The organism is Oscillibacter sp. (assembly GCF_031978065.1).
GTDB lineage: Bacteria > Bacillota > Clostridia > Oscillospirales > Oscillospiraceae > Oscillibacter.
On sequence record NZ_DALZCH010000083.1, the window covers coordinates 1 to 14,402 of the forward strand.

Here is a 14,402-nt window from a genome sequence, read left to right on the forward strand (position 1 = left end):
GCCGGAGATGAATTTCAGATTCACGTCCTTGAACAACGGCTGGCCGCTGAAATTTAAGCTGAGCTCACTGACTGTAATCATTCTCGTTTTCCTTTTTGTTATTTTCGTATTTCAACGCGGCAGCAGGCGTGCCAAAGCGCGTCTGCCGCTGCTGCTGTTTCCGTATTTTACGGCGGCTTTGGATTCACGACAACGCTTAGATTTGGGCCCGGTGGAAGATTTTCTTGCCCTTCTTAATGACCACGCCCTCACCAGAGAACTCCTCCCGGTCGTATGCGTCGGTCACCTCCGCCTTTTTGTCGTTTACCATCACGCCGCCCTGCTGCACCAGCCGCCGGGCCTCACCGTTGGAGGCGCAGAGTCCGCAAGCCGTCAGAAGATTCAGAACGCCGATTTTTCCGTTTTCAAACCGCTCCTCTGTCAAATGAGTGGAGGGCATGTTTTCCGCGTCGCCAGTGCCGGCGAAAAGGACGCGTGCCGTCTCCTGCGCCTTTTCCGCCTCGTCCTCGCCGTGGACCAGCTTTGTCAGCTCGTAGGCCAGAATCTCCTTGGCCCGGTTGAGCTGGCTGCCCTCCCACTTGTCCATGGCGTCAATCTCTTCAAGAGGCAGGAAGGTCAGCATCCGAATGCACTTGAGCACATCCGCGTCCGCCACATTCCGCCAGTACTGATAAAAGTCGAATGGGCTTGTCTTGTTGGGGTCCAGCCACACCGCGCCGGAGGCGGTCTTGCCCATCTTCTTCCCCTCTGCATTCATCAGCAGAGTGATGGTCATGGCGTAGGCGTCCTTGCCAAGCTTCCGGCGAATCAGCTCCGTGCCGCCCAGCATATTGCTCCACTGGTCGTCGCCGCCAAACTGCATGTTGCAGCCAAATGCCTGAAACATATGATAGAAGTCATAGGACTGCATAATCATATAGTTGAATTCCAAGAAGGAAAGGCCCTTCTCCATCCGCTGCTTATAGCACTCGGCCCGCAGCATGTTGTTCACGGAGAAGCAGCAGCCAACCTCCCGCAGCATGTCCACGTAGTTCAGCTTCATCAGCCAGTCCGCATTGTTGACCATCATGGCCTTGCCCTCGCCAAATTCAATAAATCGCTCCATCTGCTTTTTAAAGGCATCGCAGTTATGGCAAATTGTTTCGGTGGTCATCATCTGGCGCAAATCCGTACGGCCTGAGGGGTCGCCAATCATGCCGGTGCCGCCGCCGATCAGGGCGATGGGCTTGTTTCCCGCCATTTGCAGCCGCTTCATCAGGCACAGTGCCATGAAGTGGCCCACATGCAGACTGTCCGCCGTGGGGTCAAAGCCGATGTAGAACACGGCTTTTCCGTTATTCAGAAGCTCTCGGATTTCCTCCTCGTCCGTCACCTGTGCGATCAAGCCGCGGGCCTTCAATTCCTCGTAAATTCCCATTGTCTCAATTCTCCTGTCTAAGCAGTTTTTATATGGGACGAGACGTGGAAAAAACGCCCTCCGTCCCATGGGGACAGAGGGCGAATCGCTTCGCGGTACCACCTCTGTTCGCGCCGCCTTCGCAGACGGACGCCTCTTGCCGCACCTTGGGTGCGGCCGCGCTGTAACGGGCGCTGCCCGAGCGCGCCTACTGGGCCAAATTTTAGCCGTTTGGACGCCGGTTCAGAGGTGTATTCGCCCACGCCCGCCCGCCTCTTTACACCAGCCAGAGGCTCTCTTCGCGGCACCGCGCAGGGTACTTCTCCCCATCATCACTGTATTACTGTATACGTTAGACAGTATACCCGTTTTTTCAGTGTTTGTCAAGAAGTCGGGTCTGACTTGAAACGAGGGCAAACATTCCCGTGGGCAAGCTCAGTACCTGCCCAAATCCGCAGAGCCGTCCGCGGAGGCGGTTTTGCCGAATGTAAAGTCGTTTCCGGGAAGAATGGCGTTCAGCCCAACGCCCGCGATGGCGGCGATGGCCAGACCCGTCAGCGTCACATGGGCGTCCGCCACGGCGAAGGTCAGCCCACCGGTGCCATTAAAGCCCAGACCGGAAACCAGAATTACCGCCGCAATCAGAAGGTTGCGGCTGCGGGTGAAGTCCACCTGATTTTCCACCACGTTGCGCACGCCCACGGCGGAAATCATCCCGTAGAGCACGAAGCTGACGCCGCCAATGACCGCCGGGGGAATGGAATTGATGACGGCGGCAAATTTAGGGCTGAAGGACAAGATGATGGCATATAGGCCAGCCAGCCGCACCACTTTGGGATCGTACACCCGGCTAAGCACCAGCACGCCGGTGTTCTCTCCATACGTGGTGTTGGCGGGACCGCCGAACATGCCCGCCAAGGCTGTGGCCAGACCGTCGCCCACCAGCGTGCGGTGAAGGCCCGGGTCTTCCAGAAAATTCTCTCCCACCGTGGCAGAGATGGCGGATACGTCGCCCACATGCTCCATCATGGCAGCGATGGCAATGGGCGCCATGACCAAAATGGCGGACACGTCAAACTTCGCCAGTACGAAGGGCTGCAAGCCCACAAAGCCCGCCTGTCCCACAGACGTGAAGTCCACCTGCTTTGTAAGCAGGGCCACCGCGTAGGGAATGACCACGCCCAGCAGAATGGGAATGATTTTCAGCATACCCTTCCCCCAGATGTTGAAGGCGATAATGGTCACAATGGCCAGCAGTGCCAAGGGCCAATTGGTGGAGGCATTGGTCACGGCGGTGGGGGCCAGAATCAAGCCGATCAGGATGATAATAGGCCCGGTGACCACCGGCGGGAAGTAGCGCATCACCTTATATGGCCCCACCACCTTGAAAAGCAGTGCCAGCACCAGATACAGAAGGCCCGCAACCACCACGCCGCCCAAAGCATAAGGCAGCTTTTCCGCGCCGGTCATAGCGGCGTACTTTCCGCTGTTCAGATCCGCCACCGCGGCAAACCCTCCCAGAAACGCGAACGAGGACCCTAAAAACGCCGGAACCTTGAATTTCGTGCAGGCGTGGAACAGCAGCGTACCAAGTCCGGCAAACAAAAGCGTTGTCTGGATGGACAGGGGCAGTCCGTAGCCGCTGACGATGATGGGGACCAGAACCGTTGCCCCGAACATGGCAAACATGTGCTGAAGGCCCAGCAGCATCATCTTGGGGATGCCCAGGGTCCTTGCGTCCCGGACAGGTGCGGAATTTTTCTCATTCATGGCAGATCTCCTCTCTATTTTGCGCAAAAAAATACCGGCACAAAGGCCGGTCAAATAGGATAGCAAAAAAAGGCGGCGCCAAGATACTTCCAAACCGTCATGACTCCAGCCCCCTTTCGCACTTATCCGTACGATTATACAAAAACAACGGGCAAATTGCAAGAGCGGATTTCCCTCGCCTTTCAAAAAAATCTATCGAATATTTGGTAATTATGACGGCGACTGTCCTATCTCCCCAGCCGGAGCCTCGGCTGGGGACGCCCCCCCCCTCACGCGGTATACGACCGCTCCACGTTCACCACCGCAAAATAGTCACCGTCCAGTGCCCGTACCGCAGCGCAGATTTTAGCGCGTACCTCCTCGTCCGTAAGCCGGAATTTAAAGGGCACCGCCGCGTCAAAAATCAAGTTTGTGTGCGTCGGTCCCGTCACCATACGAAAATCGTGGATGGAGATTTCCTCGTCGATGCAGTTCACCAGTGCCTCCACACGTCGGCGGGTTTCCTTCGTCACGCCGTCGTCCGTCACGATGGGGTCCATGTGAATGACCGTCTCGCAGCCAAGTGTGCGCTTCAGCTCCCGCTCGATGTTGTCAATTTCGTCGTGAAGCACCAGTACGTCCTCGTTGGCGGGGACCTCCGCATGGAGCGAGATCATGCACCGCCCGGGGCCGTAATCATGGACAATCAAATCGTGAACCCCCAGAATGCCCGGATGGTTCGTCACAATGTTTCGGATGTTTTTCACAAATTCAGCGGAAGGTGGCTGCCCCAGCAGGGGATCCAGCGTATCCCGTGCGGAGGAAAGCCCGGACCAGACGATGAACAGCGCCACCAGAATGCCGCACCAGCCGTCAATATTCGCATCGGTGAAGCGGCCCGCCAGCGTCGCCAGCAGGACCACGGCGGTGGCCGTGCTATCGCTGAGACTGTCTATGGCGGCGGCGTGCATGGCGGTGGAGCCAATGCGCTCCCCCACCGTCCGGTTGTAACGGTACATATACAGCTTTACGAAGATGGATGCCACCAGAATGACCACGCTCTGCCAAGAGAATTCTACGGGCATGGGACGCAGAATTTTCTCCAGAGAAGTCCGGGCCAGTTCAAAGCCCATCAAAATGATGAGCATAGACACCAGCAGACCGGAGATGTATTCGATTCGCCCGTGGCCGAAAGGATGCTCGGAATCCGGCCGATGCCCGCCCAGACGAAAGCCCGTCAGCGTGATAACAGAGGAGCCCGCGTCGGAGAGGTTATTAAACGCGTCGGCAGTGACGGCGATGGATCCGGAGACGGAGCCTGCGAACAGCTTCCCCGCAAACAGCAGGATATTTAAACAGATTCCCACAGCCCCACAAAGAACGCCGTAGGCCGTCCGCACCGACGGCCCGTCAGCCCGGTCCTTAATAAAGATTTTTGCAAGAAGTCGTATCATACCGTCAACTCCTTTCCCGCTGGGGCGCCGCTGTTTCGCCCGCTTCCGGCACACTGGCCAAAAGGGATGCAGTCCCTTATGCCCCGCCGGGAATTGTCAGCCGCAGATGGCAGCACAAATCATCCAAATCGTCCTCCGTGGCCGCAGGAATCCGCAGCTTCGCGCCACAGTCCTTACAGCTCAAATCCACGGCGGAACGGCGGATGTCCATGGCATAGTCATGGCTTCCGCATCCACAGGTAATCCCGTTTTCCCGGGCGGCAATCTCCTTCAATTCGGACAGAACCTCATACATAATCACGCTGTCCAAAAACGGCTCGCCGCTATTTTCCTGATTTTGTTTTTCCTTCTCTGCCAGAACTTCCAGCGTCCGTAAATGCTTCTCAACGCTTCCCTCGTCCCCCACGTAGCAGCAAAACTCCTGCGATTGGGCGCAGCCGAAAGCCACGCCGCCCACCCGGGTCAAATCCTCCGGGGCACACCGGGTGGTATGCGTCTCGCCACACAGCCCGCAGGGGACAAACAGCTTGCACCGCTGCCCGTCAAATTCCGTCCGCAGGGCCGAGCCGCCGCAGCCGCACTCCACCTCCACACCGGAGGCCTCCAGCGCGAACAGGGACCGGGCCGCCATCACGGGTTTTCCGCAGGCGGGACAGAGATAGCCAAAGGTCCTCATTTCATTTTCCATGAATTCACCTCAAATATTCGTTTCCGACAAGGATCAATTGTTAAATTGGCAGTATACCACAATCCGGTCAAATTTTCCAGTGGTTTTTGCCGGTTTGCATCACAGACTCACCGTTTCACCGGAGGCCAGAAAATAGAGCGCCTTACGAACCACCTTTTTCTCCAAAACCCGCTCCAGCGCGGCACCGTATGCCGCAAGCTGCGGACGGTAATGCTCCGCACGGCGAGCCACCTCTTCACCGAACACACGATCTGTTTTGAAGTCCACCACGGTGAGTCCCTCCGCCGTCTCGAAGCAGCAGTCCACCACGCCCTGAAAAAGCACCTGATCGTCCCCCGCGTCCCCGTCCAGTTCCGTGGCCGGAATCAGGACGGTAAAGGGATACTCCCGCAAAACATTTTTTCCCCGGCGAATCTCCTCCCCCAGCGCAGAGGAAAGCAATGCTTTTAGCTGCGCAATGTCCACGCTGTCCGCCTGCTCCTGCGTCAAAAGACGCTTTTCCGCAAAAGTCGCCACCTGCTCTGCCGCGTCCGGGTCAAAAAAGTCCAGATATTGAAGGGCCAGATGAGCCGCCGTGCCCCGCTCCGTGGGGGTAAGCCCTCCGCCGGACTGCCGGAACCGGGGCTGGTCCAATGGCCGCAGCACCGTTGGGCGGGGTGCGTTTTCCAATGCTTCCTCGTCCTTTTCCCGGCCTTTAAGCTGGGTGGCCGTCCGTTTGGCGGGAAAGCGGGTAGCGGCCTCGTAAGGATAGGTCAGCTCCAGAAGACTCAAATCCGCCTCATGCTGCGCCCTGTCCTCTTCACTCTCCGATCTAGTCGTTAAAACCTCCTGAAAATCCTCGCTGTCATGCACAAATACTTGCCACGTGTTTTCGTCTCCGGCATAATAGTTCTCCGGTTCCACGCCCGCAAGATCTCGCAGCGGCTTTGCCTCTGGGCGGCACAGCAGGGGCAACAACAGCCACTCGCCATAGCTCCGGCAGATAGCCGCCGTTTCAGGCGGGACGGGGCAGGCGGCAAGGCTGGTTAATTGCTTCAGCTTACCCGGAGCGTGATAAAGACTGTGAAGCAAAATCAGCTTTTCCTTGGGCCGGGTCATAGCCACGTACAAAATGCGCTGCTCCTCAGACTGGTTTTCTCGACGCAACTTTCCCTCCAAGGCCCGGCGGGCCATGGTGGGATAGTAAATGCGGCGGTCCAAATCCACTCGCCGGGGGCCAAGTCCCAACTCGGGATGCACCAGCACCGGGGTATCAAAGTCCATCCGGGAAAAAGCCCGATCCAGATCGCACAGCAGCACGATGGGAAATTCCAGTCCCTTGGATTTGTGGACGCTCATCAGCCGCACGCCCCCCGCGTCCGATTTTCCCCGGGTGGCGGGGGCTCGGTCGCTGTCGATGAGCTTTTGAAGCTGCTCCAAAAACAGGAACAGGCCCCGGCAGCCGTTGGCCTCGAAATTCTCCGCGTGCTCTGTCATCGCAATCAGATTTTCCTTCCGCTCCTCCCCCCGGTCCATGGCCCCAAACACACCCAGCGCGTTCAGCTCGTTGTAAATCCGCCACAGAAGGCGCTCCACGCTCATGTCCCGGGCCAGCAGACGCAGACTGTCCAGCGTCTCAAGAAAAGAACGGCAGTCCTCTCCCCCGTCCCGGCACACCGCGTCGTAATAATCCCCGTCCGCCGTGCCTGCCCGCACCCTGGCCAACCGGTCCGGCGTAAACCCGAACAGCGGCGAACGCAGCACGGCAATCAACGGCACGTCCTGCCGGGGATTGTCGATGACCTGAAGAAGGCTCAAAGCGGTGGCTACCTCCATGGAGGAGAAGTAGTCCCCCTGCTCCTGAAAGGAACAGGGTACGCCCCGCTCCGCCAGCGCCGCCGAAAATGCCAGTCCCCGGCTTCCCGGCGAGCGCATCAAAATTACAATATCCTCCGCCCGGCAGGGCCGCAAAACGCCGTCTTCGCCGGTGACGGGGTACTCTTCATCCAACAGCTCTCGAATCCGCTTCGCCGCAAGGCGGGCCTCCGCCATGCCCTTTTTTACCGGGCGCTCCAGCTCTGCCGACCGCTGGTGGGCACAGATCAGATGGTATTCCGGGGCGCAGTCGCCTCGCTCCGGGTAATATTCCGCGCCGAAATACAGCTTTTCGTCCGCGCCGTATTCCATCTCCCCCAGCTCAGGGGACATGATATTTTCAAAGATAAAGTTGGCCGCATCCAGTATTTCTCGGCGGGAGCGGAAGTTCTGCGACAGAAGAATTTTCCGTTCCTCCCCCTCCTGCGCATCGGTATGGTGCTTGAAGGCGGCATATTTCCGCAGAAAAATGGTGGGGTCTGCCAGCCGGAAACGGTAGATGGACTGCTTCACGTCCCCCACGGTAAAAAGATTCTGTCCCCCGTGGGACACAGCCTGAAAGATATGGTTCTGTACCTCGTTGGTGTCCTGATACTCATCCACCAAAATCTCCATATAGCGGGCGGAAATCTGCTCTCCCAGCTCCGTGGGCGTTCCGTCCTCCCCCGTTAAAAGCTCCAGCGCCAGATGCTCCTGATCCGAAAAATCCGCCTGATTCAGCCGCAGTTTTTCCCGCCGGTAGCGCCGGGAGAATTCCCCCGTCAGCTCCAACAGCGCGGCCATGGCCGGGGCCACGGCGGTCAAATCCTCCATGGCCTCCTGACCGGTGACGTTCAGCTCGGCCCGCAGCTTTTTTACGTCGGCCTTGCATCCGTCCCACAGGGATTTCAGCCGCAGAACCTCGGGGTCGTCCTTGCGGCCCTTGGGCGTGGTCAGGCGGGGAAAGTCCACCGCCTCCGCCATCATTCCCGCTTCATCCCAGCTTTTCTTCGCCGCTTCATCCAGCGCGTCCAGCGAAGCGGCGGCAGTCAGAAACTTTTGGCCATAGCCAGAATGTAAAGTCGTATCACTTTCCACACTTTGAGCGGCAGACCGAAAAATTTGCGACCAAGCCGCCGCTCTGCGGGCGGTTCCTTCCAACAGCTCCTTGGCGTAGGGCGTTTCGTCGAAGGTTCCGGACAGATTCAGCCAGGATGCCCGGTTTTCTTCCAGCCACCGCTCCGGATAGGCGTGGCTCTGAAGCTTTCCGTGAAGCTCCAGCACCAGCTCCGCCAGTGCGCCGTCGTCCCGACCTGCACCCAACGTATCCGCCAGCAGTGCACCGCCGGGAGCGTCGTCCAGATTTTTATAGAAGTCTTCCAACGTGCGGTCCAGCACCCGGCGGCGCAGCAGCTCCGCCTCGCCCTCGTCCAGCACCCGGAAGTCCGGTGTCAGGCAGTGCCGCTCCCCCTCTTTTGCCAGCAGGTGGGCGTTTTCCCGCAGCAGCGCCGTGCAGAATGCGTCCACGGTTTTCACGTCCGCTTGATATACCCGCATGAGCTGGCGGCGAAGATGGGCGTTGCCGGGATGCTCTCCCAAAAGCTTTCCAAGCTCCGACGCAATTTTGCCCCGCAGCTCCGCCGCTGCCGCCTTGGTATAGGTGATGATGAGGAAGTCGTCGATGTTGCAGCCGTCCTCCAGAATGTAAAGAAACAGGCGCTCTACCAACACCTTTGTCTTGCCGGACCCGGCCGCCGCCGACACCAGCAGGCTTCCGCCCCGGTTTTCCGCCGCCGCACGCTGGGCGGAGGTCAGTTGAATTTTAGCCACGTCCGTTCTCCTCTCCGTCCAGCTCCTGCCAGAATTCTGCCGCTGTTACCTTTCGGATGTAGCGCAGGCGGTCCTCGCCCCGCCCGTCCTCAAAGTGACAAGCCCCGTCCCAGTCGCAAAACCGGCACACGCTGTCATTCTCATCGTGGCAGCAGGGGTCCGCGTCGATCACGCCGTCCCGCATCTCGGCAGCAATGTCGTGGAGCAGGCGCTCCACGTAGCTGCCAAGCCGTCCAAGCTGGGCGGCGGTGGCAATTCCGCCGGAGAGGTTTCCCTCCCGATCTACACGCAAAGGAAGGTACTTCGGCTCCGTCAGAGCGTCGTGCTCCATGGCCTGCAAAACCTCCGGCTCGTTCAGCAAAAGGCCCCTGCGGCGCACTGCCTTCGCCCGCTCCTGCGCCAATCTCTCCGGTGTCACGTTCCGCTCCTGCGCCAAGATCTCATCCCGGGCCGGGAGATACAGCACCCCAGCGGGAACCACCTCCTGCCCAAAATAGGCGCTGCCTTGATTTTTCAGAGTGAACAGGTACAGCAGCATCTGGATGTCCAGTCCCATGCGGACTTCCGCCAAATCGAAGGTCTTCTTCCCGGTTTTGTAATCCACCACCCGGAGGTAGAGCTTACCATCCTTCACCCAGCCGTCGATCCGGTCTACCTTCCCGTTCACCCGCAGCTCCCCGTCCGGTTCCGATACGGTGACAGCGGGCAGCGTCCCCTTGTCCCCGAAGGACAACTCAAATTCCACAGGCACGAAGTCCGACTGCGCCAGCTCCCGCGCCGTTTCCTCCACCACGGCATAGGCCGTGGTCCTCAGCCGGGAGAAGAGGTAGCGGAACCGGGCCGTCCGATCTTGGAGATTGGGCAGCTCCTTCTGTACGTATTCGTCCCTAAAACGGTCGGTCAGCTTAAGAAGCATTTCCCGGGAAACAGTTGTAAATCCGCCCCGTTTCGCCACTTCTTCCGTGACATTTTCCAATATAAAAGGCAAAAACGTGCCGATTTGCGGCGCATCAAAGGAGGCCGTCCTCCGCTGGCGTGCCTTTAGCCCATATTGCATGAAATAAGCAAAATGGCACTGGCGCAGCCGTTCCAGCCGGGAGGCGGACATGCTGAATTGCTCGCCGTACAGCGCCCGGACGGCGGGCAGACTCAGCCGCCCCCGGCCCATGGCGGAGGCCCGCTCCATGGCTCTCAGCCGCGCTGCCCACTCCGACCTTTCCGCAAACCACCGCCACACCGGTCCTCCCGGATTTGCCCCCGCGGCTTCCAACGCCGGGGCAATGGCTGCCAGACGGTATTCTCTTTTTCCGCTCTCCCGCTCCACCCGGTTTTTCGGGAACAGTTTTCCCAGCCGCTCCACCACGAAGGAGGGTCGTAGCTGCGCTCCGTTGACATCGGAAACGGGATAGCTGACGGTCAGTCCGTCCGTGGGCTGGGCAAGAGCCGCATAGAGGTTTTGCAGCTCCACGTTGAACTGCTCCATCCCGGTGGGAGCCAGACGAATTCCCCGGGAGGCAAGCTCCTCACGATCCTCGTCGTTCAGTACGCCGCCCCGCTGGGCCACGGCGGGCAGCACATGGTCATTTGCCCCCAGCAAAAAGAGATGCTTCGCCGTGTGGCGGTCGTTCCGAGTAATCTCGCTGGCAGACACCTGATCCAGCGCGGGAGGAATGGTTCCTACGCTGTACTGTGTCAGCAGCAGCCGGAACAGGCGGGTAAACGTCTCCGCGTCCATGGCCTGATCTCCCAGAATTTCCACGAACTGGTCCAGCACCCCGCAAAGAATCCCCCAGAGCTGGCCCGTTTCCTCCGCCGTCTGCAATTCCCCCTGATTTCCAAGGGCACGAAGCTGCTCCTCCAGAGCGGATTGGAGGTGCAGCGTTTCCATAAAGCTGTAAAGCGTATTCACCTGATCTCTCGCTGTTTGCGCGGACTTCATCCCATCCGACAGCGGCTTTAGCGGGCCGCGCACCCGGCGGCGCAGCTCATTCAGCTCTCCAAGCTCGGTCTGCCGCGCGTCCGTCCACGGTGCGCCATAGCCCCCGGGATTGGCGGACCAATCGGCCTCCCGCAGCCAGAGGGAGCCATGGATTTCCCAAGTGAGCGCGTAATTTTCCAGCCGGTCACACTCCTCGGGCGAAAGCCCCGCCAGACCGGTTTTCAGGTAGTGAAACATATCCTCGTATTCGCACCCGCCGGTGACGGCATCCAGAGCGCCGGTCAAAAGAGACAGCACCGGCTTTTCCAGAATATCGCTTCGGCGGCTGAGGTACACCGGAACGCCGTACCGCTCGAAGACGTTTTCGATGACGGACGCGTAATCCTTCATGTTTCGCGCCGCCACGGTGATGTCCCGGAAGCGGCATTTGCCCGTTTTCACCAGCCGCAGAATGTCGGCGGCAGTCTGCTCCACTTCTGTGAAGGCAGAGTCTGCCTCCCGCAGCCGCACAGCGGGGGCTTCCCCATCCCAAGTCTCGTCTCCGTCAAAAAATGACCGCTCCACAAGCCCCATAGGCGAGTCGTCATAGGACGCAACTAACTGAATTTCAAAGGGCACTCCCGCCGCCTCCGCCAATCGGCGCAGCCGGTCCCGGGTGCGCACGGATACCTCGAAAATCTCCCCCGGGGCGTGCTCGTCCCCCAAAAGCGTCACCGTCACGCTGGCGGCGCGCCGCAAAAACACGGACAGAATTTCTACTTCTAGTCCGTTAAAGTAGGAAAAGCCATCCAGATACACGTCCGTTCCATCGGCATATCCAGACTCCTCCAAGTGATCCCTCAGCTTTACGATACGATCTCTGCCGTCCTTTTCCGGGCGATGAAGGTGCGCCTCGTAATCGGCGTAAATCAGCGCAAGGTCCCGCAGCTTATCTCCCATGGCGCCGGGAATGTCCTCCGCCTGCGCGGCCAGAGTCATGGGCGAGACGGCGTAGCTGGTCAACTCGTCCAACAGCCCCAAGAGCTGTTCCAGAAACCCGGCCCGCTGACTGGGACGGCGATAGACCTTCAGCACGGGGGCAAGCTCCGTCAGGGATCGTTGCAGCAGCAACAGCTTCCCTCCCGCGTCAATGCTCACGTCCGCCGCGCCGCCTGTGATGGCAAGCACACGGGCGGCAAGGCGGCGAAAACTCAAAACCTCTGCGTGGCGGCTGGCGGTGTCGCCGCAGACGCGGCACAAATCCACCTCCGCCTGATGGGAGGCATGCTCCGGCACCAGCAGAATCTGGCGGGAGGAATCGCCCTTTTCCGCAATTTCCTTTAAAATGCTGCGGGATTTTCCGCTTCTTGCCCGTCCCATGAGAATTTTCAGCATGGCTTTCTTCCCTTTCCCCGTATTGGGCCGTATCCCCTGCAAAAGCACCTCCGGCGCCTTTTCAAAGGCTCAAATACCGCATGCGTGTCGCGCTCCTGCGGCCAAAATTGTTTATCTCCGTTACCTTGACATGATACCACAGTTCGACACGATTGAACAGCCGATTTGCATTTTTGCCCCGGGCCTGCTACACTGAAGAAAATTGTCGAAAAGGAGCCGTGCCCATGCATATTCCCAGTTCCACCACCGGAGAAATTGAGGTCCTTTCCTTTGACGCGGCGCTGGAAGCCGCGCTGCTACCCAACCCGGCTTATGACGCTGACAAGTGGCTGTACGTTCCCAACGCTTATTCAGAATACCGTTACATTCTGGGCACCCGGGGGGAAAATCCCCTGATCTGCTTAGGTATTAACCCCTCCACCGCTGTGCCGGACAAGTTGGACCCCACCGTCAGTTCCGCCCGGCGCATCGCCCTGAACAACGGGTACGACAGCTTCCTCATGTTCAATGTCTACGCCCAGCGGGCCACCCGGCCCAACGACATGGAGGGCTCCTGCAACGCCTATCTCCACGGAGAAAACCGCAGGGCCTTTGCGTATCTCCTGTCCCTGTCTCCCCGGCCTGCCGTCTGGGCCGCGTGGGGCAATATCATTGAAAAGCGGCCCTATCTAATGGACTGCCTGCGGGACTTTGCCGAGGAGGGCCACACGGCCGGGGCTAAATGGTTTTCCGCAGGCCCTCTCCTGAAATCAGGACATCCCCACCATCCGCTGTATCTCCGGCAGGACACGGCCCTGTTGGACTTTGAGATTGACACATATCTGGGCGGACGGTAAGAAAATATCCCTCGTCTCCTCATCCCATCTAAGCTTTCGCCGGAATCGACGATTTCCGCAAAGGCTAAGATGCAACGGAGCGCTGTAAGCTTTCTGCTAAGCCGGAAGCGAGCGAAGCGCAGCTTGCAATTAAGCTTGTCCCGGCGGGAATTTTCCGATAAGGCGCACTTTTTTTCCAATTCGTTCATATACTGCCTTGACAACGATTGTTCAACCACCGACAGGAGGCTATCATGGACGACAAGACCAGACAAACCATTAATCAGCTCAATCAGGACCCGGCCACGGTTCAGCGCCTGCTTACCTCGCAGGACGGACGCAGGCTGGTGGAAATGATGTCCCAAGCAAACGGAGGCGCTGCCATGCAACAGGCGGCAATGAGCGCCATGCGGGGCGACCCCACCCGGATTACGCAAATGATTAGCCAGCTAATGCAAAGCCCCGAAGGGGCTGCACTGGTAGAGCGCATCAATCAAGCAACCCAAAAATAAACCGAAAAGGGGCGGACGGAATGGCGGAATTTGAGGATAAACTGAACGCGATACTGTCGGACCCCAACAGCATGGCGCAGATTATGCAGCTTGCGCAGTCCATTGGCGGGGGGAACGGCTCTGCCCCGGCCCCTCCGCCAGGGCAGGCGCAGGGCGGCTATCCCCCGTATTCTCAGCCGGGGCAGGGCTATCAGGCCCCCTCGACGGGGAATTATCCTCCCCCGCCGGGACCTGCCCTCGGGGAAAATCCCCTGAGCTCCTTGCTGGGCAGTATCGACCCGAGCACCATTGCCCGCCTGATGCCACTGATTGGGGAACTGGGCAGTCACCAAAACAACAACAGCCGTGCACTGCTGTATGCTCTGCGTCCCTACTTAAAGGCCGAACGGCAAACAAAAATCGAACGGGCGCTCCAACTGGCGCGCATTGTCCACATCGGGAAAAAATTCATCGCAAACTGGGAGACGTAAGGGAGGATAAGGGATGTATAACCGCTATATCCGCAACGACGACGGCTCTTATTCCCGCATTCCCGAAGAGGACGCCCGGCCCGGTCCCGGAGGGCCTCCTCCGTCCGGCAGTGGTTTTGGACCCAGTCCCGGTGGACCTCCTCCGCCCGGCGGAGGCTTTGGGTCCGGTCCCGGAGGGCCTCCTCCGTCCGGCGGAGGTTTTGGGTTCGGTCCCGGAGGGCCTCCTCCCCCTTCCGGCGGCGGGGGACCAGGGCCGTTTCCGCCTCCCAAGGACCCGTTTTTCGGCCCGCCGCCCCCTCCGCTTCACGGCGAAGGCTTCTCCGCCACGTTGCGGCGTTTACT

General features: G+C 59.2%; 9 protein-coding genes. 3 read left to right on the forward strand and 6 right to left on the reverse strand.

Annotated elements, in window-relative coordinates; genetic code table 11:
* Positions 1-196 precede the first annotated feature (196 nt).
* The 6 genes from tyrS to RTK01_RS12035 all read right to left on the reverse strand — a co-directional run bounded on the left by tyrS (position 197) and on the right by RTK01_RS12035 (position 12,263).
* Entirely contained in the window at positions 197-1,417 is a 1,221-nt protein-coding gene (gene tyrS, locus RTK01_RS12010; RefSeq protein ID WP_312281204.1) for a tyrosine--tRNA ligase, read from the reverse strand.
* Positions 1,418-1,831: 414 nt separating this feature from the next.
* A complete protein-coding gene (locus RTK01_RS12015; protein WP_312281205.1) occupies positions 1,832-3,166 on the reverse strand; it encodes a uracil-xanthine permease family protein in 1,335 nt (444 codons plus the stop codon).
* Between the two features lie 269 nt (positions 3,167-3,435).
* Complete coding sequence (locus RTK01_RS12020; RefSeq protein WP_312281206.1) at positions 3,436-4,599, reverse strand: cation diffusion facilitator family transporter; 1,164 nt, start codon at positions 4,597-4,599, stop codon at positions 3,436-3,438.
* A 76-nt stretch (positions 4,600-4,675) separates the two neighbouring features.
* The gene (locus RTK01_RS12025) at positions 4,676-5,287 is read right to left on the reverse strand and encodes a hypothetical protein (protein WP_312281207.1); all 612 of its coding nucleotides are present in this window, start codon (positions 5,285-5,287) and stop codon (positions 4,676-4,678) included.
* 99 nt (positions 5,288-5,386) lie between these two features.
* The gene (gene addA / locus RTK01_RS12030; protein ID WP_312281208.1) at positions 5,387-8,950 is read right to left on the reverse strand and encodes a helicase-exonuclease AddAB subunit AddA; all 3,564 of its coding nucleotides are present in this window, start codon (positions 8,948-8,950) and stop codon (positions 5,387-5,389) included.
* On the reverse strand, positions 8,943-12,263 hold the full coding sequence (locus RTK01_RS12035; protein WP_312281209.1) for a PD-(D/E)XK nuclease family protein: 3,321 nt from the start codon (positions 12,261-12,263) through the stop codon (positions 8,943-8,945). The genes addA and RTK01_RS12035 overlap by 8 nt, the downstream gene beginning before the upstream one ends.
* A 224-nt stretch (positions 12,264-12,487) precedes the next feature.
* On the opposite strand from RTK01_RS12035, the gene RTK01_RS12040 reads away from it, so the two are divergent.
* The 3 genes from RTK01_RS12040 (at position 12,488) to RTK01_RS12050 (ending at position 14,060) form a co-directional block, all read left to right on the forward strand.
* A complete protein-coding gene (locus tag RTK01_RS12040) occupies positions 12,488-13,099 on the forward strand; it encodes a DUF1643 domain-containing protein (RefSeq protein WP_312281210.1) in 612 nt (203 codons plus the stop codon).
* Between the two features lie 233 nt (positions 13,100-13,332).
* Complete coding sequence (locus RTK01_RS12045; protein ID WP_312281211.1) at positions 13,333-13,590, forward strand: hypothetical protein; 258 nt, start codon at positions 13,333-13,335, stop codon at positions 13,588-13,590.
* 20 nt (positions 13,591-13,610) lie between these two features.
* Positions 13,611-14,060: a hypothetical protein gene (locus tag RTK01_RS12050; protein ID WP_312281212.1), complete on the forward strand. Its 450-nt coding sequence runs from the start codon at positions 13,611-13,613 to the stop codon at positions 14,058-14,060.
* Positions 14,061-14,402: the final 342 nt, after the last annotated feature.

Excerpts from the sequence above, each read along its gene's own strand:
- tyrS (WP_312281204.1), bottom strand. The coding sequence starts at position 1,417 with ATGGGAATTTACGAGGAATTGAAGGCCCGCGGCTTGATCGCACAGGTG.
- RTK01_RS12015 (WP_312281205.1), bottom strand. The coding sequence starts at position 3,166 with ATGAATGAGAAAAATTCCGCACCTGTCCGGGACGCAAGGACCCTGGGC.
- RTK01_RS12020 (WP_312281206.1), bottom strand. The coding sequence starts at position 4,599 with ATGATACGACTTCTTGCAAAAATCTTTATTAAGGACCGGGCTGACGGG.
- RTK01_RS12025 (WP_312281207.1), bottom strand. The coding sequence starts at position 5,287 with ATGGAAAATGAAATGAGGACCTTTGGCTATCTCTGTCCCGCCTGCGGA.
- RTK01_RS12035 (WP_312281209.1), bottom strand. The coding sequence starts at position 12,263 with ATGCTGAAAATTCTCATGGGACGGGCAAGAAGCGGAAAATCCCGCAGC.
- RTK01_RS12040 (WP_312281210.1), top strand. The coding sequence starts at position 12,488 with ATGCATATTCCCAGTTCCACCACCGGAGAAATTGAGGTCCTTTCCTTT.
- RTK01_RS12045 (WP_312281211.1), top strand. The coding sequence starts at position 13,333 with ATGGACGACAAGACCAGACAAACCATTAATCAGCTCAATCAGGACCCG.
- RTK01_RS12050 (WP_312281212.1), top strand. The coding sequence starts at position 13,611 with ATGGCGGAATTTGAGGATAAACTGAACGCGATACTGTCGGACCCCAAC.